Consider the following 22,613-nt stretch of genomic DNA (forward strand, 5'->3'; position numbering starts at 1 on the left):
CATAGAGGGCAGGATTTCAGATTCATTTTATAATAGTCGTCGGTTCATTCCGATAGCTATCGGAACCGCCTCACGCTACACTTTAAAAGGTCAAGATTGGATTCTAGACCTTTTTTTATGGTCTGAAATGGACATTTGTTTATAGGATTCTTATTTGTCAGAACTACAAAATCATCGTTTAGACTAAAAAGATACAGTCAACATCTAGGCTTTGTTGTATCTAAAAAAATGGGTGATTTCTCTCATTTTATCAATAAGTTAAATGCACTACATTTAATTCCAATTTAAATGAAACTTAAAAACTAAACCCCAATGAATCTATCAACAATCAAATCCCCCGGAGTATACATCGATGAAGAAAATGCATTTTCAAATACTGTTATACCTGTTCAAACTGCAGTGCCAGCGTTTATTGGATATACGCCAAGGGCAGATTACGAAGGAAAATCCTATTTCAACGTTGCGCAAAAGATAACCTCTTTCTCAGATTTTCAAGCCATCTATTGTCTGCCCAATCCGTCTGCACCTTCTGCTCCTGCAAAGCAGTATAATCCGCAATACTACATAGTAAAACAAGTTAGCCAGCCTCAAAATGGTGATTGTATATCGATAAATGATAGTAATTATTCCATAGTTCCTGATCCAAATACGATTTATTATTTATACAATAGCATTCGCTTATTTTATGAAAATGGAGGAGGAGATGCTTACATTGTTTCGGTTGGGAAATATGGTTCACCATCAGGAAGTCCTATTAATACTGGCGAACAAATTGTAAATCCAAATGTAAAGTTGAATGAGTTAACAAATGGCTTAGCAGTTTTGAAATGTGAATTGGAACCAACCATGTACATTTGTCCTGAGGCCACTTTACTATCTGTTGACAATAATGCTACTTTGATGCAAGAAATGCTGATACAGAATACTGAAATGCAAACTTCCATTAGCATTTTTGATATTATTGGAGCTAGGAATCCGGATCCTATTAAGTACATGAATGATATTGAAACTTTTCGGACAGCAACTGGGTCAAAGGGGTTATGTTATGGAACTGCTTATTATCCTTTCGTGGGCACCACAATTATGCAGGATACTGATTTGGATTACACCAATCTATTTGGCGGAGATATTCAACAGTTAGCGACTTTAATTAATCCTGAAGGTAACTCAAATTCCACTTTAACTGCTATTATTGATGCAATAAAGGAGGGCAATATATCTTCTCAACAAGCCAATAATGCATTGAAAAATTCAAGTAAGACATATGCAACAATTATGAAGCATGTTTTGGCTGACGCGAATGTTTTGCCTGCGAGTGGTGGGATAGCTGGCGTAATTACTACAATTGATAATCAAGAGGGTGTTTGGTATTCCCCTGCAAATACTTCAATCGTAGGAGTTTGTAGTTTACCTATAAATTTGTCAGAATCTCAACAAGCAGATTTAAATGTGGATGTTGTTTCCGGTAAATCTATCAATGCTATTCGGAGTTTCCCCGGCATAGGGATTTTGATATGGGGAGCTAGAACTTTGGATGGAAATAGCCAAGATTGGAGATACATTGCTGTTAGAAGAACGATTACATTTATAGAACAGTCTAGTAAATTTGCTTGTAGTTCCTATGTCTTCCAACCCAACGATAAGAATACCTGGGAATCTATAAAAACAGTGTTGGGTAATTTTTTAAATAATTTATGGAAGCAGGGTGGTTTGCAAGGTGCAACTGCATCAGATGCTTTCTCTGTTCAATGTGGGTTAGGAACTACAATGACTTCAGAAGATATATTAAATGGTATTTTGAGAGTAGTTATAAACGTTGCTATTGTTCATCCTGCTGAGTATATCACAATAGAGTTTCAAGTACAAATGGCTGAATCTTAATTTAAATAGATATTAATGGTAAAAGACGGAAGTAAACAAGAATCAGCTTGGCCAATGCCACAATTTCGTTTTAAAGTGGATTTAGCTACAGAGTTAGAAGGTGTAGGATTTCAGGAAGTTTATGGATTGGATGTGGAGAATCAAATAATTGACTACGACAAAGCTGATAGTCATAATTTTTCAACTGAAAAGATACCTGGAATTGTTAAATATGGCACTATCATATTAAAAAGAGGAGTTTTTGTAAACAACTATGCGTTTTGGATGTGGAAGAAGGAGGTTACAATGAATAAGGTCAAACGCAGAACTATATTGATAAATTTACTAGATGAGAGTGGGGAAACGACTATGCAATGGCAGTTGGACCAAGCTTGGCCAATAAAGATAACTTGTACTGATTTGAAATCAGATGGGGATGAAGTTGCAGTAGATACGTTAGAGATTGCTCATAATGGTTTAACACTAACTAAAAGTTAATATTCTTATGTGATAATTCAATGAGAAGTAAATGAATGTCGGTCAAATTGAATAACTAACTGAGCAGACAAATTATTTAGAAGTGATGTTGCTTTATAATAATGGTTGCTGGTTGCAGAAGAGAGGTGTATAGGTTAATTTTATTCGCTACACTCGAATATGCTCTGCTTTTATTTTTTGATCAAAAAATACTTCAGCTTTTTCCTCGAAACTTTTAGCATCATCTGTAGTGTAGAATCTCATGGAACCATTTTTACTGCATTGATTTTCTACCTCCGGATGACGATCGAGATAATCGACTAAACTTCTGGCTACGATTTCTCCTTGCGCAATTACTTGAATTGTAGGAGGGACAAACTTTTCAATAACAGGTATTAAAAGAGGGTAATGGGTACAAGCCAAAACAATGGTGTCAATTTCATCGGATTGTTCCAATAGTTTTTGGAGGTCTTTTTCTACCACATAATGCGCGCTTTGACCATCGATTTCATTACTTTCTACCAATGGAACCCATAGTGGACAAGCATGCTGAAATACCTCAATATTCGGATGAAACTTATTGATTTCAATTTTATAAGATTCTGATAGTACTGTTCCTTGAGTGGCTAAAATCCCAACTTTATTACTTCGAGTATATTGATTTATGGTTTCAGTTGTTGGCCGTATTACCCCGAGAACTTTTTTTCCTTCAGGCAAGTCATTTTGTTGAATAGAACGCAATGCCTTGGCAGAAGCTGTGTTGCAGGCAAGAATTACTAAGTTGCAACCCATTTCGAACAACTTAAAAACACATTCTTTAGTATATTCATAAACTGTTTCAAAAGACCTAATCCCGTATGGAATTCGAGCATTATCTCCCAGATAAATGTAATCGTACTGCGGCAAGCTATGATGTATTTCTTTAAATACAGTTAATCCTCCGTAGCCCGAATCAAAAATTCCTATTGGGGCATTACTTTTCATACCAAATTGAATAATTAGTTTTACTCATGAACACGAATTTAAGGTTATCCTTCATTTTTAGCTTGTTTTTTGTTAAGATTTTTGAGAGTTAGAAGTAGGTATGCATTCCTGAATGTTGAGGAATCATAGAACATATTTATCAAAAATTTCTTGTAATGCTTTCTCTGGGTCTGTATGAATTCCAGGGTGAGTTTTTGAACTTTGAATAATGGTACTCCGATTAGCCGTGAGCCACCTGAAGCGGTCGGATAATTCCAGTTGACCAATTTTTCCACTGGAGGGACTACCTTCACAAACCTGTTTCCATGCATTGAGATAATCCTGAAATTGGTGTAACTCAACTTCTGAATTGAAAACCTTCAGTTTGGCGTCATCTATTTTCACCTTTATGCCCAGATACTTCTTTCTTTTTGAGAAAAGAATAACACCTACATTGAAAAACTCTTCGCGCTCCACCTTAGGTACGATTCGAATAAGTGCATATTCATAAGTATATTTATCTTGCATCAGAAGCCTCCTTAACTAATTGATCCATTTTTGAAAGTCTGGTTGTCAAAAACTCAACGTAAGCAGCTCTCATTTCCTTTGGGCTCATTTTCTCAGACTCTACACTCAACCAGTCTTCAGGAATATTAGAGATGATATCATCCAATTTTTCTTTTGTAAGCAGCTGATTAATCAATTCAGCTGCTTCAGCTAATTTTCCTGCTTTTTTTAATAAAACATGGTCTTTAATTAATGGAAAAGTTCTTGTCAAGTGATTTTTCCAAGTATCCCAGTTGTGGTGAAAATAGAAACTAGCTCCATTATCAATAATCCATAATTCATTATTCCAGTGGAGTAGATTCGTATTCTTATCTGTTCGATCGATGTTACTGATTATACTATCCAATAGCACTACTTTGGAGGCAGTCAATTCATCTACAGGAGTTACAATAGGATCAAATGTGATAGCTGAGGATAAAAAGTGAAGTCCAAGGTTTAGGCCAACACTAAACTTTAATAGATCTTGAATTTCTTCATCTGGTTCTGTCTTACTAAAAGTATCATCTAAATTCATAAAAACCAATTCAGGTACATTTAATCCAATAGCTCGAGCCAATTCTCCGCCAATAAACTCTGCAATTAAAGCCATTTTGCCTTGCCCCGCCCCACGAAACTTAAGCACATATAAAAAACCGTCGTCTGCTTTTACGATTGCAGGCATAGAACCTCCTTCTCGCAATGGTTGAACATATTGAGTTACTTCAACCGTTCTGATGTCTATTTTATTCATCTTGCAAAATTGCCAATTTATTAGCTTAAGTGGTGAAGGCGAATTCAGTTTAATTTACTATACGATTAAAACCTTCATTTTGCCCATTGGCCTATTCTATAGGCTCAGCCCAATCGGAGTTTCTGACAAATACTGTATATTGAACATAAGGTTGACCCTCATCAGTCATTTCAAATAGATCAGTTACAGGAAGTATCTGAATTGTTTTGTTTAATCTAATTGTATTAATATAAGGACTGTTAGGAGCATCCATCTTAATTAAAGATTTGTGATGCTGAGGAGTCATTCGCTTAAAATCTTTGACCCCTATGATATACATAAAGAGCATGTTGTCAGCAGAGATAGGTATTTTGGTGTATGCTCCTTTTTCTCACATAAATTCAGGTAACTGATTGCTTGGCATCACCATATAACCCTCATTCATCATAAAATTGATGGATAAACTTTTATTCTCTAACCCTAAGTTTGATTTTCTAATCTTCGAAGCCAATGGATGACTATTGTTAATACGATATTGAAAAACATGATAGAGCCCGAAAAATCCATAGAGTTTACTTTCTGACCATTTATTGTAACTAAAAAGAGAATGAAAGTTTTGAAACATTATTTCTTCGCGATTTTCCTTGTTGAGAATATAGTCAGCATTTTTCTTTAAATGAGAGAGTAGGAACAGGGTATCTGTTTTTTGGCTATAGATAGTGGTGAATCTCTTAATTGTTTCATTCAATGTTGAGCCGTCTTTTTCTACCTTATTTCCCAAATAATCAGAAGGGTAAAAGCTATTTAGATACTCCTTTACAAGATTTTCATCTTGGATTCGATCAATTCCTACAAATTTAAATTTTTCATTCTCAGGAAGCTGTTGAAAATACTGTTGTAGCTGAATGTATTTTTCAAAATAGTCCTTATTGTTTCTTCCTTGTATAACTGCCCAATTTTCAAGTATTCTTTGAAGCAGCTTTTCTTCACCAGAATATAGAAAATCGTTGAGTAATTGGGCTTGAACAAAATCTAGTTCAGCGATATAGTGATTGAAATTGTGGTTTTCATGTAAATATTTAAAGAAATCAACATCAAATACAGAGGGTTCGTGAAACCCATGAATTTCTCCCACCAATATCAAATGGTTATTGGCAATGTCCTGTTCCATTCTTTCAAAGGAAAATGACTTTTCTATAGGAATTGTTTCACTGTTTTTCGATAAAAAATTCACATATTTTCCTCCCGTTGCATACTCCCATAAATGAAACCCACCATAGGAAATAGCCACAAGCACAAATGCGACTAGAATGAATTTAAAAGAGATTTTTAAAAGTTTCTTAATCATGTTTTTATTTTAAACCTCTATTTTTAATCGCATCATCTATCGCTTTGGATTTTTTACTGTTTTTTACCATAAAATAGACGAAAATCAATGGAAATACAGTGGCAAACCCAAAACCATTTTTTACGGCACTATAGATGGCTACACCTATAAAAACGCCAATCAACAGTGCATTTCCAACTGCGTATTTTTTGAATTGTTTCTGTTTGGCTAGCAATTCCTCATCGGTATACGATTCTATTTCTTTGTTTGTCATTGCTTTAAAGTTGATGATTTAATAGTATATAAAATAATACTTGATTTTAATCGGTTGTGTTTAAATCTATGAATTGTAAAGTAGATAAAAATAGTATTAACCTCCAAATGAGCCTTTGAAAAAAGGAAATTTCAAAAAAGTGGGGTGCGATTTCCAAATTCAATAGTACATATAATATAAAGGGTTCAATTCCTTATATTTTATACTTTGATTTAAGTTGTTTCGCCAAATCGATAGCATAAGGAGTATTTTGATGGATGAGCTCTTCAACAATTTGCATAGCTTCAGCTTTAGAATATACGATTTCCAATTCTTGCTCTTGATCAAAATCATATCCCATGGATTGAAACAGTTGATCTGACCATTCATTTCGTACACAGTCTATTACTAAATGAACCCTATCCGTGGTTCCATTATTTTCTACGCTATGTGGTAGATTCACATTGGTGTACCATGCCTCACCTGCTTTCATTTGAATGGCTTTTTCGTTTAAAATAAAACAGACCTTTTCATTGGTAACAATTGGCACATGTATGCGAAAAACTCCATCTTCATAACCGCTATCATGATCGATGTGGGTATTGATTTGTGTTCCTGCAGCAAGGTTCATTAATCGAATGGTTTCTTTCTCGCATAAAAAGTAGCGATAACCTCTTGAAAATAGTTGCAGTTAGAAAGGGCAGGAGTGTCCTTGTACCTTTCTAAATTACCCGGAATTGCTGCTATATTGTTTAATTTCCCATCTATGGAACGCAGAGGTAATATGTAATTATCCCCATCGTAATTTTCAGGGATGTAATTTTTATGAAAGTTAAATGCCTTGCATTTATCAAAATCTGCTTGAAGTAATTTGGAATCAAACTGAAATGGCAGTAAAAAGGAAGCATTTTGTGGAGCGTAAATTTTCATCTTTTTTTTTGTAGTAAATTAAAGTTGGTAGGTCTAGATTTAAAAAATGATGAGTCAATAGGATTAATATGATTCATTTTCGAAGATAATAAAACTTATCATAGCCAGTGGATACAAATGCCTCACTAAATTCTCTATTGGTAAGAATGATAATCGTTTAAAACGAGGTATCAAAGATTATTTCAAGTTCTAAGCATATTGGATATTCATTTTTTTCCAAAAAATAGAGTTGTGTAACATAAGTAGCTTTCAAGTAGTAGTTTACGTTTTACTTTTGAAGTGTAAATTATAAGTAAAACAAATTGTTATGGAAGATATAAAAGATCAAGAAGTAGTAGTGAGTATGCCAAGAATTGGCGATAAAGCTCCAGAATTTAAAGCAATAACCACCCAAGGAGATATTAATTTTCCATCAGATTATTCAGGAAGTTGGACCATCCTTTTTAGCCATCCGGCTGATTTTACACCAGTTTGTACGTCAGAGTTTATGACGTTTGCTACAATGGAAGAAAAGTTTGAAAAAGCCAATTGTAAATTAGTTGGACTTTCCATTGATGGGTTATATAGCCATATTGCATGGTTAAGAACGATAAAAGAAAAGATAGAGTACAAAGGAATGAAAGATGTGGAAGTGAAGTTTCCATTGATAGAAGATATCACTATGGAAGTGGCTAAAAAGTACGGTATGATTCAACCCAATGAAGACAGCACAAAAGCTGTAAGGGCTGTATTTTTTATTGACCCTCAGGGGATTATTAGAGCCATTATTTACTATCCATTGAGTTTAGGTAGAAATTTTGATGAGCTATACCGAGTGATTATTGCTTTGCAAGCAGCAGATGAGTTTAATATAGCCACACCTGCCGATTGGGAGCCTGGAGATGATGTTATCATTGGACCGGCAGGATCTTGTGGTACAGCAAGCGATCGGATGAATGATGGTGAGCTCGACTGTAAAGATTGGTTCTTCTGCACAAAAAAGCTGGATAAACAAACGGTTTTAGACCGAATTATCAGAAAGTAACTCCTTTTTTATACTATTAAGCCGAACAGATTCTGTTCGGCTTAATTTTTTTGGATTAAGTCCATTGCTTCCTCCCAATAGACTTGTTCTGCTTTTGTATAATTCACAGCATCAAAAACTTTTGGCTCAATCTCAAGTAAATTTTGCCCGTAAGTCAAAGTTGAAATTAGAATTGACAAAACGAGTGTTACATGTTTCATTGTCTCTTTTCAAATGTCACGTCCTAAAATACGGCTACTGATTTAAGGATTAATTTAAGTTTAAATTGTGCACCATATCAGGTGTATTAAAATTTAAAGATAAGTGCATTCTTTTGTTGTTATAAATTTTGATAGCATTTTTCACTGCTCTTTTAGCATGTTCAAGGTTGGTAAAGCATTCATCAAGATAAAACTCTCCTTTTAAAATGCCGTTAACTCGTTCGGCAACAGCGTTTTCGTAGCAGTGATTTTCTTCGGTCATACTTATCAGCATGTTCTTTTGTTTTAGGGCTTTTACGTATAGATTACTACAATATTGAATACCTCTATCGGAGTGGTGTATTGTACCACTTTTAATCCGGGATTGCCTCTGGGCCTTTTGGAGGGCCCTGAGGCATCCCTTGAGTTCGAGGGAATCGCTAATGTCATAGCCAATGATTTTACGAGAATACAAGTCTGTAATTAAAGCTAAATAACAAAAGCCTTTCACTGTTCTGATGTAAGTTATATCAGAGACCCAAACTTGATTAGGTTTTATGATTTCTAAGTCTTTTATCAAGTTATTGTATTTGTAAAATCGATGGAAAGAGTCTGTAGTTTTATGATTAGGTTTTTTACGTCTAATCAACATTTTCCTCTCTCGTAATAAGTTAAATAAAGCGTCTCGTCCGAACTTAATACCTTTCTTGCTTAGAGGATCTTTGATGGTTTTAATTAACTTTCTTGTTCCAATTCTCGGTTGCACAGAACGCTCTTGTTTTACAAACTCAATAATTAAGCTATGCTGTGCCTGCTTTTTATTGAATCGGTTCAAGTATTTATAATGCGCATCACGGTGTATGCCAAAGAGCTCGCAAGTTGCTTTGGTAGAAGCAAGCCCTGTTGTTTTATTATGTTGTATTGCTTTCATTAGGGCTTTATGTTTAGATTTTTTTTTAACTCTTCCACATTTTTATAGCCCAAGTTTTCAGCGGCTACTTCAAGATAAGAATCGCTAACAAGCTTTTCCATATCTTTTCTGATCAGCAACTCTTTGAGTTGTTCAATCTCTTTTTTCAGAGCTCTTAATCGGCTTACTTCATCTTGATTTTCCACGAGTATACGAGTGTTCATTAGGTCTTTACGGTCATACTTTCTTATCCATTCGTTAATGGTAGAAGAGTTAATACCATAAAGTTTTGCAAGTTGTGCTTTGGAGCATTGTCCTTGGCTAAGTTCGTTTAAAACTTTGAGTTTGAAACTCTCGCTGTACCGTCTTACGGTCTTGTCATTTTTATACATATCTACATGTTTAAGTGTAGACATATTTTAGGACGGGTCAAAATGGGTGCCAACGGTTTCGGGTATGAAACGTAGGGCATTTTACGCCCTAACTGTTCAGTTTAGCACCGTCCTTTGTTTTATGTTTATAGTTTCGTTCATCACTTCCGCCCCAATTGTTTATAGCCATTGTTAGTGGCTGCCCATTTTGCTTTTTGCTTATTTGTTAAACCATTGAATAATTTTTTCGATAACCATTTTCCAACCGTCTGTTTCGGGTTTATCTAAAATGTTAAAAGAATGGTCAGCATTTTCGATAAGTTTTAATTCTACGTTTTTTCCTTTCGTTAGTAAAATCGTATAAGCAATTGTTGCTGATTCGGGATACACTGCTCTATCAGCAGTTCCTTGAAGAATTAAAATTTTCCCATTATAGTTTGATAGTTCATCAATAACAGAAGTTTGTAAAAGGCTTGACCAACGTAAATAGGTAAAACCCCAAAATTTCTTTTCTGTATTTGTTGGGTCAGCTAAAATATTGTTCCATTTTTCCTTGACATAGTTTATTCTTTCTTCCGATGTTGACATATTATGCTCTTTTGTATTGAAAAAAGTTCCATCGTCAGCAAATTTGTATAAACTATAAAGTTGTGAAGGACCTTCTCCTGCCATAATTGCAACATTGGATATTTTGTCTTTCATTAAATTTGCAACTCTTGATGCGACAACGCCTCCTTCCGAGTGTCCAGCCAATAAAATCTTGTCTTTATCTATTTTTTCATTTTGTGTAACATAATCTATTGCATTTACAATTGTGTTACTCCAACTTTCAAGCGAAAATTTATGGTCAAAAGATTTAGATTCTCCTTTTTGCAAATATTTGATTCCTGGTTTTTCGACAATTAAAACTCTGTATTTTTCTTGCCCAACACTAAACCAAGGCATTTGTCCGGAAGTCGAAACAATTTGTCCGTTTCGGTTCTCAAAAAATGAATTCATTCCCGAACCTTGAACATAAATAATTAATGGCAAATTTTCTTTATGAGAAGTTACAGAAAGATAAAATGTGATTGTGTCTTTGTCTGTTTTAAGTTCGTATTTGTCATACGGTTGATTGGATAAGAATTCAATTTTCGCTTTTTGTGCTAATATTGAATTAGTTAGAAGTAAAAGAAAAATTATTATCTTGAATTTCATTTTTATGCGTTTGTTTTGTCTTGGGTTGCCACTAACGACCCGGCTAAGAAACGTAGGGGAGTTTGAAACACTGCTCTTTCAGTTTACCACTTAGCCAAGCCAAATATTTTTATAATTTACTTTTCTTTTTTCATTATCAAAATTTTGGATTGGCGGACATTCTAGAAGCTCTGAACTTCCGAAAACCACTGAACCCCTATGTTTTCTTAGCCCATGTTGTATGCCGTGTCTTTGTTTTTCGTAGCAAACAGCTTCTGTGTATAGAGTCTGTAATGGTTTAGTTTAGATTTATCCATAAATGAATCAACTTCAAATCATCGGTCTTTCTTAGTGCAATAGATTCTAAAAAACAGTATTCGACATTTGATTCTATTTCAGATAGTGATTCATCTGCTGACCAAGACTTGTTTGTTAATGCTATATCTGTAATCCATTTGTTGATTTTAGTTAGCCATTGCTTTGGATTGTCTTTTTCGATATAGCCAAGTAAGCCACAATCATTTAATCCTTTACCGTGTTTCTCTGTTTTATACCTTTCAATACCCCCATTGTTATATATCCCATAAACATATTCTTTTTCTCTTGCAGCTTCAGGTGCTGGCAGTCTTTTGCATTCTACAGAAAAAATAGAAGTGTTTGAAATACCTTGTTCATTTGGATAAAAATAAAAGTCAGAATAACCTTTACTAAGATTGTATATATCTCTATACTGGCTGCTAATATTAAAAGGATAGTCTTGCTGTCTGATTAAAATTTGTGCTTGCTCAATATAAATTTGAGTCAATTCGTCTTCGTTAAGTTTTTTCTTTTTATGATACCCTGATGCAATATATGCTTTGAAGTGAGGAACATTTTGTTTCATTGATTCAATAATCAATGAAATCACATTAGTTTTCGAAATACTGATTTTCGGTTGTTCAAAGTTTGAAAAATTCTCCTCCGCTATCATAGTTGAATTTGATTAGAAAAGTCAGAGAAACATTTATCAGCATCACGATAGGCTATTAAGGAAAGCCAATATCTGTATTGATTTGGCTTTATAAAGACAATAGTGTCTTTTTGAGGATACAATTTGATTATTCGCTTAACCGAAAGGTGGGCTGAAATTTCATTATTGGTTAGTCCGTCAATATTTAGTTTTGTAAAGTCTTTATGAAACAAAGGTTCTTTATCTTTATTGTCATATTTGAAAACTGTAGCAATTAATGATGTTCCATCAAGTTGAACAATATCTGACAATCTGAATTTTTTCCCTTTGCTTTCATAAACAGAATTTAATGCTCTTGAAAATTCATCTCCGTAATTTGAAAGCACAGATTCTATCTTATTTTGTCTTACAGGCTTTAATATTTGTGCATTTTCACCATTTCTGATAAAGGACTGATAATAATTATTTACATCAGAAATAATTTTTAAGTCAAATACTGAAAACAACTTCTTTCTATTTTTATTTAACAGAAACGGAAGTTTCATATAATCAATCTTAAGTAATGAAGTGTTTCGATTAATTAATAGATAGCTACTTGTAACATACATATAGAACCTATAGAAGTCACTATTGCCTTCGAACTCATTTACAATCTCTTTTAACAGTTCTGTGTTAGAGGATTTAATTCCTGTTATTTGATGTCTAAAACTGAAGCTCTTTTCGTTATAAAAAACAGGTAATTTATTTACCCCTACGTTCTCCCATAGCAATACATTTGGGGCGATGAACAAGTCATTTTTCGGAACTTTAACAAATGAAAGGTTATTACCTAATTTTACTATTTGGCTGTAGTCGATACCATTTTCACTGATTGCTTCGGTTGGTAAAAATGGTATTTCATCTAAAAAAGCTGGTCTTAACTTACCAGTAGAGCCAATCAATCCTTCCTCAACTATACAATCGTTATTCCTTAAAAAACTTTCAAATTTTTCTGTTGTAATTACTTTTTCTACGAGGTTTTTAATTCGACCACCACCTAAGAGATTATTTTTCCAAATAAACTCACTATTGATAGCTGTTTGTCTATTTACAAAATGCAAATCATATTCGTCTATTTCAAATACGATTCGCTCTTTAGTTGCTTTAGTTCGTCTAAATGTAAGGTGAAGGATATTCTTAGATACATCAGGTTTATTGTTTCTAACAAAAATTGCTGCTGTTGCTACATCAGCACCATTATCCCACAATGATTTATTTCTCGCTAAAGCTGTGAAATCTAATAATTGAACAACATTATAATTTGAAAATAATGCTTTTTTGTAAGTAATAGAGGTGCTATTATAAAGTAGCCCTGACGATTTAATGATTAGACAAACCAAACCATTTTCCTTTAACATTGGAAATGATTCAGAAAGAAATTTTAACGCTATTTGACCTTGTGGTATTTTTACTTTTTTATCATTTACCAACCAAGTATTAGAATATTCTGAAATCGCACCTCTAACAAATGGAGGATTTCCGATTATCAAATCAAATTTTTTGTTTTGGATATTCCTCAAAACAAAAAAGTCTGAATGAACTAGATTCTCTTTTGTTAAGTCATCAAACCTTAATTTATTGATTACTTCAATTGGCTTTAGCTCGTTGCATAATGCTAAGCTCAAACTAAACGAGGACAACATTACGGCTTGCTCTTCCTTATCTACTCCGTAAATGTTTCGCAATATTTTTTTGAGGTCATCAACATTTGGCTTGTCTAATTTATGTTGCAATCTCCATATTTGAACCAAACGCTTAAATGCAGTTACTAAAAAAATACCTGAACCGCAAGCGGGGTCAAGTATTCTAAAATTAGCTAAGTCAATTTCCTTGTATTTTTTTAAAGGCAAGCATTCATCCACTAGGAGTTTTGCCAAATGAGAAGGAGTATAAAATAATCCTTTGTCTTTCTTATTCTCGCCTAAAAACTCTTCATAAAGTCGGCTAATTAATTCAACAGGAATATATTTAAACTCAAAATACCTCCAATCGGGAAAGCCTATTTCAAGTTGTAATGCTTCAATACTGATTTTGTCTGTTGCAAGTAATTTGGCAACAATACTAAGGTCTAATGATTCTAATTGCTCTTGTTCTGTTGTTTCCCATTTAAAAACATTCCCATTGAAGTTTTTATTAAGGTCATTAAGCAAATTACTAAACTTGCCTTTTATTAATACATCACTAAATGAATTTGAATTGTTGTATTTTTTGAAATATTTTTCAGTTAGAAGCTTTTTGCCTTCGTCATCCGATGTTTCTTCTAAGTATTTGATGAGAATCGATTGAACAATAATTTTATTAATAAGCTCTCTTGGGGCTTTTTTCAGTTCCTTTGAAAGCCTCTCAATAACTTTTCTGATATTCTGAATAAGAGTATCATAAGCAGAATTTTTGAAATTAAATTTTCCTTTTATTTCTTCTTGTTCCCAAAATATTCCGCTTTTTATTTTTACAGCAAATTGCTCGTTATATAGCCTATGAGCTTCATCAACTAGTCTTAATTTGTCTGTTAAATATTCTGGTTTTAAGTCTTTTGTAAGATGCTTTGTGCAATCGATTATTTTTATTTCAGTATTAAAAAAGAAACATGCCAAAGGAACTTCACCGCTACTCCAAATTTTCCTTTGTATGTCTGCAATTTCATTTTCTATTTGCTCAGAAAATGCCCTATCAGTAAAGTCGAATAAATAAACTTGTGGCTTGTAACTTCCATTTAACTGCTTTCTTAAAAAAATTGCAGTGATTTCTTTATGAATGAACTTTGCAGTTTCAATGTGAAAAGCAATTTCTGGTTCAGCTAGTTGTTTTTTTTCGTCTGTAAAATAAAGAGCATTATCTCCCTGAAAACCAAGCTTCTCTAAGCCTGATTTGAAAGATTCCGATGTCCCTTTAATTTTATCCATTATCTATTTTAATCAATCGTAAAGTTACGAAATTGAACCTCCTAAAATGCATAAGTTTGCCACTATTTAAAAGTGTTTATTTGAAAACAATTGGTTTAACGATTAATTATGATAGCTAAAAACAAAATGGTTATCTGTCTTTCATCATGGCATACAACGCCTTGACTATGAAATGTAGCCGCAAGCAGTGTCGGTTAAATTTAGCACTAAAGGTAATCAAACCTTTACCAAACGTTTACTGCGGCTATATTTTATAGTTTTTGTTGTAAAGCGTTTTTTATTTAATAGTTGACTTTACAAACTGCAATAGTCTTTCTGTCTGACAAAAGATAGAGGTAATAGATTTTATCAAATTTATTCTCCGTGATTAATGATTTGGACATATTGATAATGTCTAGATCATTCTTGTAGATATAGTCATTCAATTCAAGATTAAAGTAGAATGTGCCTTCTTCAAATCGGTCATTTTTCAAAATTGAGCTTTCCAAGTTTTGAAAATCTATGCTGTCCATCTTAAAGAGGCTGTATTCACCCATTGGTTCTAAAAAGCCATTTTCTTTTCCTGATTGAATTAAAGTCAGTTCATAGTTTCTACCAAACTCAGCCATTTCGTTTAAATCATCGAAAAGTTCTGTCTCCGATTGACAACTGATAAATAAAGTTGTGGCTAATATGAAGAGAAGTCGATTCATTTTGAATGCTTTACAACGGTCTAGTGTATGAGCAGTAGCGGATTAAAAAGCACTTACTTTCAGCCAAGCACTGAACTTTGATTGACAAGAATACTTTCCTTTTTATCACTAAACCCGCTATTGCTTATACACAATGTTACATGCTGGCTTTCTTTCTTTTCTTTCGTATTACTCTTGTTTTCGCCTTTACTTATTATTGTCATTAGATACTCCAATTCCGAATTCATTTTCATGTTGCGTTCTTCTTTTCGTCTCAAGATACCTGCACAAGCTTTGGCACTCAAATAAAATTTGTCAAGAGCATGATTTGGTTCAACAATGTCTTTTAAATCACCATAAATGGGATTATTTGGAATGTTTGAAGAGTTTAAAAATTCAGTTTGGCTAATTTGGTTTGTTCCTTCTAATAGATATAGTAATGCGTTGTTATTATTTTTCTTTGGTTGAACTGCTTTTTGCCATTCAGTAAATTCATTCTTGGTTTTTTTATCCATAAACTCACTTATTTTACTGCCAATCCACTTAACAACTGGAACAGCCCAAGAATTACCAACCGCTTGAAATCTATTAGTATGGCTATTTCCATTTACTTTTGTATAGTTGTCAGGAAAACCCATTAGCCTTTCACACTCTAAAGGTGTGAATCTTCTAATTTTATCATTTTCTGCAACGTACAAAGAACCATTATATGCTGCGGCATTTCCGTTCCATTTCGTTCCATAAGCTGCATATAAACAATCCGTATATTCTCTAAATACTTGGAATTTTGAACCTCCTTTATGAAAAACATTTTCGTCTTTTTCTTCAGGAAGATTTGGTGAAAATAAGTCAGGAAGATTTGAAGCAGATTTTTTAGCCTTTAATTTTATTTCTTTTACAATGTCCTTATTATCGAATTCAAACAATACTTGGTCAGGTTTGAAGTCTTTACCGCCTGCAAGGACATATAATCTTTTTCTTTGGTGTGGAAGTCCAAAATATTTAGCGTCTATTACTCTCCATGCAACATTTCTGTCTTTTCCTTCCAAATAGCCTGACTTTGTCCATTTACCAATTTTGATTTCTTCATCAAAACCTGCCAAACCTGCAATGAAATTCCCAAATGCATTTGTTCTATCGTTAAGCACTCCTTCAACATTTTCCCACAAAACAATACTTTTCTCTTTTCTGTCTTCAAGTCTTATTTTATCGATTGCGTTTGCAATTTCGATAAAGGTCATTGTTAATTGTCCTCTTTCGTCAGCAAGTCCATTTTTCCATCCTGCTAATGAAAAAGCTTGGCAAGGTGTACCGCCACAAAAAATGTCAGGTGCTTCAAATTCACGATTAAGAATTGAATTTGGAATATTTATCATATCGCCAACATTTGGTATATCAGGAAAATGGTGTTCAAGAACCTTTGAAGGAAACTCTGCAATTTCTGAACTCCATAATTGTTTAAACCCATAGGGGGAAAAAGCCAATTGAGAGGCTTCAATACCTGAACAAACGCTACCAAATGTTATATCTTTACCCATAATAATATCTTAATCTGATACAAAGCTATAAAAAAAATGATAACTTTAGTATGCAAAATTATAGTTTCTCGTTTAATTTTTCTTTCCAAAGTTCCAAATCGTACCAAGGACAACCAACGCAACCATTTTCGTCATTTTCAGTTTTTCCATTCCAATTTTCGTCTCCTTGGTAATACCATTTTGTACCCATAAAATCTCCTCGCTTTCCTGTTTTTACACAAGTATCACAGTATCTTGATTTCCACATATTAGTTTGGTTACTCAGCAATTGAAATTTCTTACGAATTTCAGTCTCTGGCATATCATCTGGATTCGCAGATTCTTTTGTTATCCATCTTTGAGAAGGGAATTTATGGTCAATAATCAATTCAACAGAAGTTCTTTTTACATTAAAACAAACTTCTTTTTTACCTAATACTTTTTTGATTCGTTCTTTAAGCTTTTCGGACATAGAAGCTCGTAACTCGTTTCCATCTTCAAACTTTGATTGAATTTTAGGAAGCATGACTAAAATATCATGCATGGTTTTTTTTGAACATGAAGAACATTGTCTCCTTTTAGAGCCAATTATATAGCCTTGTTTCTTAAGGGCTCCCAAACGAGCAGCTGGTTGTGGATTTTCTGCTGGAACTGGACCACAAACTCGACATTCCCAATTTCCTGAATACAATGCACGTAGAACCTTGTAAGTTTGAGTTTGTTTTTGTGAAGCAGACCAAAGTAAATCACTTTCATTAATCCATTTTTGTCTATTATCGGGGTTTAAGATATTGTATGATTCCTCAACAGAATTGTAGAAATCTTCTTCCGTTAAATCTAAACCTTGAAATTTTAAAAATTTAGGAAGTAATCCTTGCCATGTTTGAGTTTTATACTCAAACTCTACTTCCATGAATACATCACTTGTTTTTTCTGCAATAAAAAACTCGTCTGCTAATTTGTACTTTTTATTCTTTGCCATTGCTAAATTTTAGTAAGTCCTCAATTTTGACTTCTAAAGCATTAGCAATTTTCTCAATATTTACGAGAGTAATGTTTTTTTCTGCTCTCTCAATCATTCCAATATAGGTTCTGTGAAGGTCGGCTTTATGAGCCAATTCTTCTTGCGAAATGTTGAGTAAGCGTCTGTATTTTCTAACGTTTTCTCCGAATAAATTTAATATTTCGTGTTTAGATTCCATTGCTAACTAAAGTCTGCACAAAGCTAACTTTAGTATTCAAATCCTACCACAGACTATAATTAGCATTTTCGGTTGTTTTAGCTTGCATGTAACAAGTGGATATGACGCACTCTGTGCGTCATATTCATATTTTAAAATGTTAATTTTTTATTTCAATAAAACTACTAATTGTTTTAAAATCAAGCACAAAAACGTTTATTAGTCGTTTGTTGTCGTTTAAAAACGGATAAATGGTGGTTTTCATTTAGCAATAGTTTTTTCTAATCCCGAAGATAAATGAATTTTTCGAATAAATGTTGGAGTTGGTGTGAAAATTAGAAGGTTATATCATTTGTGGAGAAGGAAAGGGGGGGAATGCTTTGGTGTATGAATATGTTCCCTACTAATTCTTTAGGTTGATTTTTTTACATTTTAAATTAATAATGAATGGAGGTGAGAAATATTCACAAGGTTTCAAATGGAGATGGCGAAACTTAAGGTATAGTTGCTCTATATCTAAAATATTGGTTTTTAGACGAATTAGCCGATAGTTCATATTTTAAATACAACCTTTAATCGCGTCTAATTATTCTGTTCCAATGTGTTTCTCGTAAAATTTCCAAACCTCTTTTGCAATATCACGACCCAATTCAAGCCCTGCTACATTATCAGCTTGAATGTGGTAACCACCCAACACTCTGGAAATTCCCGCCATTTCAGCAGTTTCTGTAAAAGTAGGAAACTCCAAGGTTACCTTTTCTCCCAAATAATCTGGTTCTGTCAATGCTCCTGCCACTAATTCGGCAGTAGAACCAAATTCGTCACTGCCGGTCCACATTTTTAAGGCTTCACCGCATCCACCACTAATGGTGCTATGTCCGGAAACATAACTTGGAAATGGGGGACATAAAAACGTTTCCGGGGAATAAGGTCTCCAATATTTTCCCTCCATTTCAATCATTCCTTTTCCTTCTCCTCCCCATGCTTTTATTTTTTGGTTTCCGTAGTATTGATGAACCAAAGCGTAAGGTCTAGCATAATCGTAATGCATCTTGGAATCCCATGAGGCGATAAAAGCATCCATCGCTACCACTTGATTATAGAAGTACATTTTTACATCTTGGTCTAAAGTGTGATCATCTCTAATTGACACTTCTTGTGCAAATTTTAACCAATGTCCAGCTTGCTGCACCGATTGAGGTCCGTCTCGCATGAATTCAACCAACGCTTTTTGATAATCAGTTAAATTGGCTTGCATTTCAATGACTTCTTTAACCTCTTGCTCCAACTGTTCTGAACCGATCATTGGGGGAGGACCAGGTCTAAATTGGTCTCCTGATTTTAAGGCAATCGGTTTTACTTTGTCCCAAAAAGGAGTCAAACAACCAGGTGCGAATTTTCCTCCTTTTCCATCTGCAAAATATTTGGGCTGCCAACGATTTGGATCGACATTGGTATCAGCAGAATTAATTGGTTCATAACCTGAATAATCAGCATAAGATTCTCCGTTGGATCCTTCTTCTTCGCCATATTGATTGGCTCCATCTCCCTTTCGAGCCTCAATGACAGCTTTAGCGGCTAAATTGCCAATCCCTTCGGGTGTGTTTGGGTCTAGGCTCTCGTTGTGTGGGTCTAAGCCTAGTTTTTTCATAAAATCCTCAAATACTTCCTTATCGGAGTAGTAATACTCATTCATTGCTCTAAATGCGGCATAGCTGATAGCTATTTCTTTGTTGGTCAGTAGTTGCTCTTCATTTGGTCTCCTGTCCACATTTTGCAGATAAACTGGTATCGCTTTTTCATCGTATCTCGACCAAGCATCAAATACCGCAACAAAAATTAAAGCTAAATAACGTGAAGTTATAGTGGGTCTGGGCTTGAAGCGCTCGGTGTCATTTGCGGTAGTAGTTAAGGCCATTTCACCCCATTGGTATGCAATGTTGTTTGCTCCTGAAGGTTCTGAGACCACCTTGTCTGTGTTGGGTTTACTGGTTGGCTGACAACCAATAGAAAGCATTGTGATGAGTAGGATGAAGTAGATTTTGTACATGGTTTAGGATTCTATTTTTCTAAACGGTTTGGCGTCGAAATGTAGCTAAAACTTTTTTTTTGGTCAAAATAGTAGGGTAATTTATAACTCCTTAGGACATTAATATTTGCCTGCTAGATTATAGTTATTCATCAAAGTAAAGAAACCTACGAACAGTCGTTACAAACCCCGGTCAGGACACAATTGGCATTTTGAACTTCATAGCCATTGGGAACGGAATACTCTACAGGAATTTGCAGGCACTCAATCGTGTCACAGGACAAACATCGAAAATGAAAATGATGCTGAATTACTTCTTTAGGATGCTCACATTTTTTACAAATGGCAAAGTATTGTTTTCCATCTTCTGCAACTATTTTGTGAACGATCTCATCCTCACAAAACCTGTTCAATACTCGATAAATAGTAGCTCTATTGATATCAATGTCCAACTGTCGTTCAATAGCGTCCTGACTCAACGCCTTTTTTGAATTTAACAGTAAATGGAGTACCGCCTCTTTGGTGGGTGTATTTCTTCTATTCATATTTTATTGCGAATAAGTTGCAATAATACGAAAAGATGGTATATTTGTCAAAAATCACTAATGCGACTGTTTCGCATTTAATAAATATAACCATGAACAGAAGAGCGCTTATAAAGCTAGTAGGAGTGTCAAGTTTAGCGCTAGCACTGCCTAGATCTTTATCTCTCTTTGCTCAACAAACTAATCCTATGGAAGCAAAAGAATTTGAAGTAATCATAATAGGGGGAAGCTATGCAGGACTTTCAACAGCAATGACTTTAGGTCGTTCACTTCGAAAGACTTTAATCATTGATGCCGGAAAACCGTGTAATCGGCAATCACCACATTCACATAATTTTTTAACGCAAGACGGAAGTACACCAAAGGAGATTGCTCAAATCGCTAAAAAGCAAGTCGCTCAATACGAAAGCATCTCATTCTATGACGGACTTGCAACAAGTGGAAAGAAAAGTGATAAAGGATTTGAAATCACCACTTCTAAAGGAGCCATTTTTACTGCGAAGAAATTGGTTTTTGCAGCAGGAGTTAAAGACCTCATGCCAGATATAAAAGGTTTTTCTGAATGTTGGGGGATATCAGTTGTGCATTGTCCCTATTGCCACGGATACGAAATAAGAAACCAGAAAACAGCCATAATTGCCAATGGAGAAAGAGCAATTCATCTGGCTACTTTAGTGCATAATTTAACCAAAGAGATCACCATCATCACATTAGGCAAAAAGAACTTTGAAGAAAAAGAACTCCAAAAGTTAAAAGAACACCGTATTCAAATCATTGAAAAAGAGGTTTCGGCAATAGAACATCAAAATGGTCAATTGGAAAAAATCGTATTTAAAGATGGTAGCTCGGAAAATTTTGACTGTGCGTACGCTGCTATTCCATTTGAGCAAAATTCAAAGATACCTCAAGAGCTGGGTTGTAAAATCACGGAAAACGGCCACATAGAAGTGAATTTTATGCAAAAAACCACCGAAGAAGGCATCTTTGCTTGTGGCGACAACAGTACAATGATGCGTTCCGTATCAATGGCAGTTAGCGGTGGCACCATCACAGGAGCAATGATCAATCACGAGTTGTCACAAGAAAATTTTTGAAATGATTGAAGTGTTAATGACTAACGTAAAATCTGAAATTCTGTCCATTGAAATAGTACAGTTTTTGGAAAGGGAACATCCACACCTTAAATTCGATTTTGATTTGGAAGATTTCAATCAACCTTATCCTTGTGGTCACTCAATTTTAAGAATTGAAGGAAAAACTATAGACGTCCATTTGATCATTCAACAAGTTAAAAGTAAGGGGATGGAATGCGATTTTTTAGTAGATAAAATGTGTGTGTAGTATGGCAGAGTTTTGGGAAAAAGCATTTAACGAAAAACAAGAAATGTGGGGGAGGGAACCTGCAAAATCCGCCCAATTGGCAAAAGATTTTTTTGTAGAAAATTCCATAAAAGATATCCTGATCCCGGGAATAGGATATGGGCGAAATGCCCAACCTTTTATAGAGAATGGAATAAAAGTTAGTGGTATTGAAATTTCAAAAACTGCCATTGAATTAGCCAGAAAACAGTATGGAAATGAAATGAATCTATTTCATGGCGCGGTCAATAAGATGCCTTTTGATGCCAAAAAATATGACGGCATCTTTTGTTATGCACTCATTCATTTGTTGGACTTCGAAGAAAGAGAAAAACTGATACAAAACTGTTACAACCAATTGACAGAAAATGGATTTATGATATTCACTGCCATCACCAAAAACGCACCTCAGTTTGGAAAGGGTAATTGGGTCAGTAAGGACCGCTATGAAATTCACCCTGGAGCTCAGCTATTTTACTACGATGGAGAATCAGTAATCAATGAATTTGATAAGTATGGGCTTATTGAAGTCATAGAAGTGGAGGAAAGTCAGCCCATGTATTGGATAAAATGTCAAAAAAATAGCCAGAGCCAGTAAAGGTGGAAATAGAAAGCTCTCCAACTTCTTGTTTTTTATGCGCTTAAAATGTATATGGTTGTTGTGGTTTTTTATT

At 34.3% G+C, this 22,613-nt stretch carries 25 protein-coding genes; 6 read left to right on the plus strand and 19 right to left on the minus strand.

Annotated features, from left to right (window positions below):
• Positions 1-312: 312 nt before the first annotated feature.
• On the plus strand, positions 313-1,881 hold the full coding sequence (locus GQN54_RS12105; protein ID WP_160633820.1) for a phage tail sheath family protein: 1,569 nt from the start codon (positions 313-315) through the stop codon (positions 1,879-1,881).
• 15 nt (positions 1,882-1,896) lie between these two features.
• Positions 1,897-2,358, plus strand: a complete 462-nt coding sequence (locus GQN54_RS12110; RefSeq protein ID WP_160633821.1) for a phage tail protein — start codon at positions 1,897-1,899, stop codon at positions 2,356-2,358.
• Between the two features lie 147 nt (positions 2,359-2,505).
• Here GQN54_RS12110 and murI read toward each other — a convergent pair whose 3' ends face one another.
• From murI to GQN54_RS12150, 8 genes are all read right to left on the minus strand, one after another.
• Entirely contained in the window at positions 2,506-3,321 is an 816-nt protein-coding gene (gene murI, locus GQN54_RS12115) for a glutamate racemase (protein WP_160633822.1), read from the minus strand.
• Positions 3,322-3,444: 123 nt separating this feature from the next.
• The gene (locus GQN54_RS12120) at positions 3,445-3,828 is read right to left on the minus strand and encodes a DUF3037 domain-containing protein (RefSeq protein WP_160633823.1); all 384 of its coding nucleotides are present in this window, start codon (positions 3,826-3,828) and stop codon (positions 3,445-3,447) included.
• A complete protein-coding gene (locus GQN54_RS12125; protein WP_160633824.1) occupies positions 3,818-4,597 on the minus strand; it encodes a HipA family kinase in 780 nt (259 codons plus the stop codon). The genes GQN54_RS12120 and GQN54_RS12125 overlap by 11 nt, the downstream gene beginning before the upstream one ends.
• A gap of 91 nt (positions 4,598-4,688) precedes the next feature.
• Complete coding sequence (locus GQN54_RS12130) at positions 4,689-4,916, minus strand: hypothetical protein (RefSeq protein WP_160633825.1); 228 nt, start codon at positions 4,914-4,916, stop codon at positions 4,689-4,691.
• 51 nt (positions 4,917-4,967) lie between these two features.
• Positions 4,968-5,924 carry a TraB/GumN family protein gene (locus GQN54_RS12135; protein WP_160633826.1) on the minus strand — a complete coding sequence of 319 codons (957 nt, stop codon included), beginning with the start codon at positions 5,922-5,924 and terminating at the stop codon, positions 4,968-4,970.
• 4 nt (positions 5,925-5,928) lie between these two features.
• Positions 5,929-6,177, minus strand: a complete 249-nt coding sequence (locus GQN54_RS12140) for an FUSC family protein (protein ID WP_160633827.1) — start codon at positions 6,175-6,177, stop codon at positions 5,929-5,931.
• Between the two features lie 193 nt (positions 6,178-6,370).
• Positions 6,371-6,787, minus strand: a complete 417-nt coding sequence (locus GQN54_RS12145; protein ID WP_160633828.1) for an aspartyl/asparaginyl beta-hydroxylase domain-containing protein — start codon at positions 6,785-6,787, stop codon at positions 6,371-6,373.
• Positions 6,787-7,086, minus strand: a complete 300-nt coding sequence (locus GQN54_RS12150; RefSeq protein ID WP_160633829.1) for a hypothetical protein — start codon at positions 7,084-7,086, stop codon at positions 6,787-6,789. Before GQN54_RS12150 ends, GQN54_RS12145 begins: the two co-directional genes overlap by 1 nt.
• Positions 7,087-7,393: 307 nt before the next feature.
• Here GQN54_RS12150 and GQN54_RS12155 point away from each other — a divergent pair, with 307 nt between their 5' ends.
• On the plus strand, positions 7,394-8,110 hold the full coding sequence (locus GQN54_RS12155; RefSeq protein ID WP_160633830.1) for a peroxiredoxin: 717 nt from the start codon (positions 7,394-7,396) through the stop codon (positions 8,108-8,110).
• A gap of 249 nt (positions 8,111-8,359) precedes the next feature.
• Here GQN54_RS12155 and GQN54_RS12160 read toward each other — a convergent pair whose 3' ends face one another.
• The 11 genes from GQN54_RS12160 to GQN54_RS12210 form a co-directional block, all read right to left on the minus strand.
• The gene (locus tag GQN54_RS12160) at positions 8,360-9,220 is read right to left on the minus strand and encodes an IS3 family transposase (RefSeq protein ID WP_160633831.1); all 861 of its coding nucleotides are present in this window, start codon (positions 9,218-9,220) and stop codon (positions 8,360-8,362) included.
• Positions 9,220-9,615, minus strand: coding sequence for a transposase (locus GQN54_RS12165; protein ID WP_235933079.1), 396 nt, complete (start codon positions 9,613-9,615; stop codon positions 9,220-9,222). The genes GQN54_RS12160 and GQN54_RS12165 overlap by 1 nt, the downstream gene beginning before the upstream one ends.
• Before the next feature lie 174 nt (positions 9,616-9,789).
• A complete protein-coding gene (locus tag GQN54_RS12170; protein WP_160633832.1) occupies positions 9,790-10,569 on the minus strand; it encodes an alpha/beta hydrolase family protein in 780 nt (259 codons plus the stop codon).
• Positions 10,570-11,044: 475 nt separating this feature from the next.
• Positions 11,045-11,629, minus strand: coding sequence for a hypothetical protein (locus GQN54_RS12175; RefSeq protein ID WP_160633833.1), 585 nt, complete (start codon positions 11,627-11,629; stop codon positions 11,045-11,047).
• A gap of 83 nt (positions 11,630-11,712) precedes the next feature.
• The gene (locus GQN54_RS12180; RefSeq protein ID WP_160633834.1) at positions 11,713-14,637 is read right to left on the minus strand and encodes an HsdM family class I SAM-dependent methyltransferase; all 2,925 of its coding nucleotides are present in this window, start codon (positions 14,635-14,637) and stop codon (positions 11,713-11,715) included.
• A gap of 281 nt (positions 14,638-14,918) precedes the next feature.
• A complete protein-coding gene (locus GQN54_RS12185; RefSeq protein ID WP_160633835.1) occupies positions 14,919-15,329 on the minus strand; it encodes a hypothetical protein in 411 nt (136 codons plus the stop codon).
• Positions 15,330-15,388: 59 nt separating this feature from the next.
• Complete coding sequence (locus GQN54_RS12190) at positions 15,389-16,846, minus strand: DNA cytosine methyltransferase (protein ID WP_160633836.1); 1,458 nt, start codon at positions 16,844-16,846, stop codon at positions 15,389-15,391.
• 58 nt (positions 16,847-16,904) lie between these two features.
• On the minus strand, positions 16,905-17,807 hold the full coding sequence (locus GQN54_RS12195; protein WP_160633837.1) for a hypothetical protein: 903 nt from the start codon (positions 17,805-17,807) through the stop codon (positions 16,905-16,907).
• Positions 17,794-18,027 (minus strand): helix-turn-helix domain-containing protein, encoded by a 234-nt coding sequence (locus tag GQN54_RS12200; RefSeq protein WP_160633838.1) that lies wholly within the window; start codon positions 18,025-18,027, stop codon positions 17,794-17,796. The genes GQN54_RS12195 and GQN54_RS12200 overlap by 14 nt, the downstream gene beginning before the upstream one ends.
• Positions 18,028-18,592: 565 nt before the next feature.
• Positions 18,593-20,056, minus strand: a complete 1,464-nt coding sequence (locus GQN54_RS12205; RefSeq protein ID WP_160633839.1) for a vanadium-dependent haloperoxidase — start codon at positions 20,054-20,056, stop codon at positions 18,593-18,595.
• 146 nt (positions 20,057-20,202) lie between these two features.
• Positions 20,203-20,580 carry a Fur family transcriptional regulator gene (locus GQN54_RS12210; protein ID WP_160633840.1) on the minus strand — a complete coding sequence of 126 codons (378 nt, stop codon included), beginning with the start codon at positions 20,578-20,580 and terminating at the stop codon, positions 20,203-20,205.
• Positions 20,581-20,768: 188 nt separating this feature from the next.
• On the opposite strand from GQN54_RS12210, the gene GQN54_RS12215 reads away from it, so the two are divergent.
• Genes GQN54_RS12215 through GQN54_RS12225 form a run of 3 tightly spaced genes read left to right on the plus strand, consistent with a single transcriptional unit; the run spans position 20,769 to position 22,537 of the window.
• Positions 20,769-21,674, plus strand: a complete 906-nt coding sequence (locus GQN54_RS12215) for an NAD(P)/FAD-dependent oxidoreductase (protein ID WP_160634121.1) — start codon at positions 20,769-20,771, stop codon at positions 21,672-21,674.
• A 1-nt stretch (position 21,675) separates the two neighbouring features.
• Positions 21,676-21,921 carry a hypothetical protein gene (locus GQN54_RS12220; RefSeq protein WP_160633841.1) on the plus strand — a complete coding sequence of 82 codons (246 nt, stop codon included), beginning with the start codon at positions 21,676-21,678 and terminating at the stop codon, positions 21,919-21,921.
• 1 nt (position 21,922) lies between these two features.
• Complete coding sequence (locus GQN54_RS12225; protein WP_160633842.1) at positions 21,923-22,537, plus strand: class I SAM-dependent methyltransferase; 615 nt, start codon at positions 21,923-21,925, stop codon at positions 22,535-22,537.
• The last annotated feature ends 76 nt before the right edge of the window (positions 22,538-22,613 follow it).

It is taken from the genome of Acidiluteibacter ferrifornacis (assembly GCF_009909615.1).
GTDB classification, from domain to species: Bacteria; Bacteroidota; Bacteroidia; order Flavobacteriales_E; family Vicingaceae; genus Acidiluteibacter; species Acidiluteibacter ferrifornacis.

What these genes read in the sequence shown, in the direction of transcription:
- GQN54_RS12105 (WP_160633820.1), top strand. Translation starts at nt 313, where the DNA reads ATGAATCTATCAACAATCAAATCCCCCGGAGTATACATCGATGAAGAA.
- GQN54_RS12110 (WP_160633821.1), top strand. Translation starts at nt 1,897, where the DNA reads ATGGTAAAAGACGGAAGTAAACAAGAATCAGCTTGGCCAATGCCACAA.
- murI (WP_160633822.1), bottom strand. Translation starts at nt 3,321, where the DNA reads ATGAAAAGTAATGCCCCAATAGGAATTTTTGATTCGGGCTACGGAGGA.
- GQN54_RS12120 (WP_160633823.1), bottom strand. Translation starts at nt 3,828, where the DNA reads ATGCAAGATAAATATACTTATGAATATGCACTTATTCGAATCGTACCT.
- GQN54_RS12125 (WP_160633824.1), bottom strand. Translation starts at nt 4,597, where the DNA reads ATGAATAAAATAGACATCAGAACGGTTGAAGTAACTCAATATGTTCAA.
- GQN54_RS12130 (WP_160633825.1), bottom strand. Translation starts at nt 4,916, where the DNA reads ATGTATATCATAGGGGTCAAAGATTTTAAGCGAATGACTCCTCAGCAT.
- GQN54_RS12135 (WP_160633826.1), bottom strand. Translation starts at nt 5,924, where the DNA reads ATGATTAAGAAACTTTTAAAAATCTCTTTTAAATTCATTCTAGTCGCA.
- GQN54_RS12140 (WP_160633827.1), bottom strand. Translation starts at nt 6,177, where the DNA reads ATGACAAACAAAGAAATAGAATCGTATACCGATGAGGAATTGCTAGCC.
- GQN54_RS12145 (WP_160633828.1), bottom strand. Translation starts at nt 6,787, where the DNA reads ATGAACCTTGCTGCAGGAACACAAATCAATACCCACATCGATCATGAT.
- GQN54_RS12150 (WP_160633829.1), bottom strand. Translation starts at nt 7,086, where the DNA reads ATGAAAATTTACGCTCCACAAAATGCTTCCTTTTTACTGCCATTTCAG.
- GQN54_RS12155 (WP_160633830.1), top strand. Translation starts at nt 7,394, where the DNA reads ATGGAAGATATAAAAGATCAAGAAGTAGTAGTGAGTATGCCAAGAATT.
- GQN54_RS12160 (WP_160633831.1), bottom strand. Translation starts at nt 9,220, where the DNA reads ATGAAAGCAATACAACATAATAAAACAACAGGGCTTGCTTCTACCAAA.
- GQN54_RS12165 (WP_235933079.1), bottom strand. Translation starts at nt 9,615, where the DNA reads ATGTCTACACTTAAACATGTAGATATGTATAAAAATGACAAGACCGTA.
- GQN54_RS12170 (WP_160633832.1), bottom strand. Translation starts at nt 10,569, where the DNA reads ATGAATTCATTTTTTGAGAACCGAAACGGACAAATTGTTTCGACTTCC.
- GQN54_RS12175 (WP_160633833.1), bottom strand. Translation starts at nt 11,629, where the DNA reads ATGAAACAAAATGTTCCTCACTTCAAAGCATATATTGCATCAGGGTAT.
- GQN54_RS12180 (WP_160633834.1), bottom strand. Translation starts at nt 14,637, where the DNA reads ATGGATAAAATTAAAGGGACATCGGAATCTTTCAAATCAGGCTTAGAG.
- GQN54_RS12185 (WP_160633835.1), bottom strand. Translation starts at nt 15,329, where the DNA reads ATGAATCGACTTCTCTTCATATTAGCCACAACTTTATTTATCAGTTGT.
- GQN54_RS12190 (WP_160633836.1), bottom strand. Translation starts at nt 16,846, where the DNA reads ATGGGTAAAGATATAACATTTGGTAGCGTTTGTTCAGGTATTGAAGCC.
- GQN54_RS12195 (WP_160633837.1), bottom strand. Translation starts at nt 17,807, where the DNA reads ATGGCAAAGAATAAAAAGTACAAATTAGCAGACGAGTTTTTTATTGCA.
- GQN54_RS12200 (WP_160633838.1), bottom strand. Translation starts at nt 18,027, where the DNA reads ATGGAATCTAAACACGAAATATTAAATTTATTCGGAGAAAACGTTAGA.
- GQN54_RS12205 (WP_160633839.1), bottom strand. Translation starts at nt 20,056, where the DNA reads ATGTACAAAATCTACTTCATCCTACTCATCACAATGCTTTCTATTGGT.
- GQN54_RS12210 (WP_160633840.1), bottom strand. Translation starts at nt 20,580, where the DNA reads ATGAATAGAAGAAATACACCCACCAAAGAGGCGGTACTCCATTTACTG.
- GQN54_RS12215 (WP_160634121.1), top strand. Translation starts at nt 20,769, where the DNA reads ATGGAAGCAAAAGAATTTGAAGTAATCATAATAGGGGGAAGCTATGCA.
- GQN54_RS12220 (WP_160633841.1), top strand. Translation starts at nt 21,676, where the DNA reads ATGATTGAAGTGTTAATGACTAACGTAAAATCTGAAATTCTGTCCATT.
- GQN54_RS12225 (WP_160633842.1), top strand. Translation starts at nt 21,923, where the DNA reads ATGGCAGAGTTTTGGGAAAAAGCATTTAACGAAAAACAAGAAATGTGG.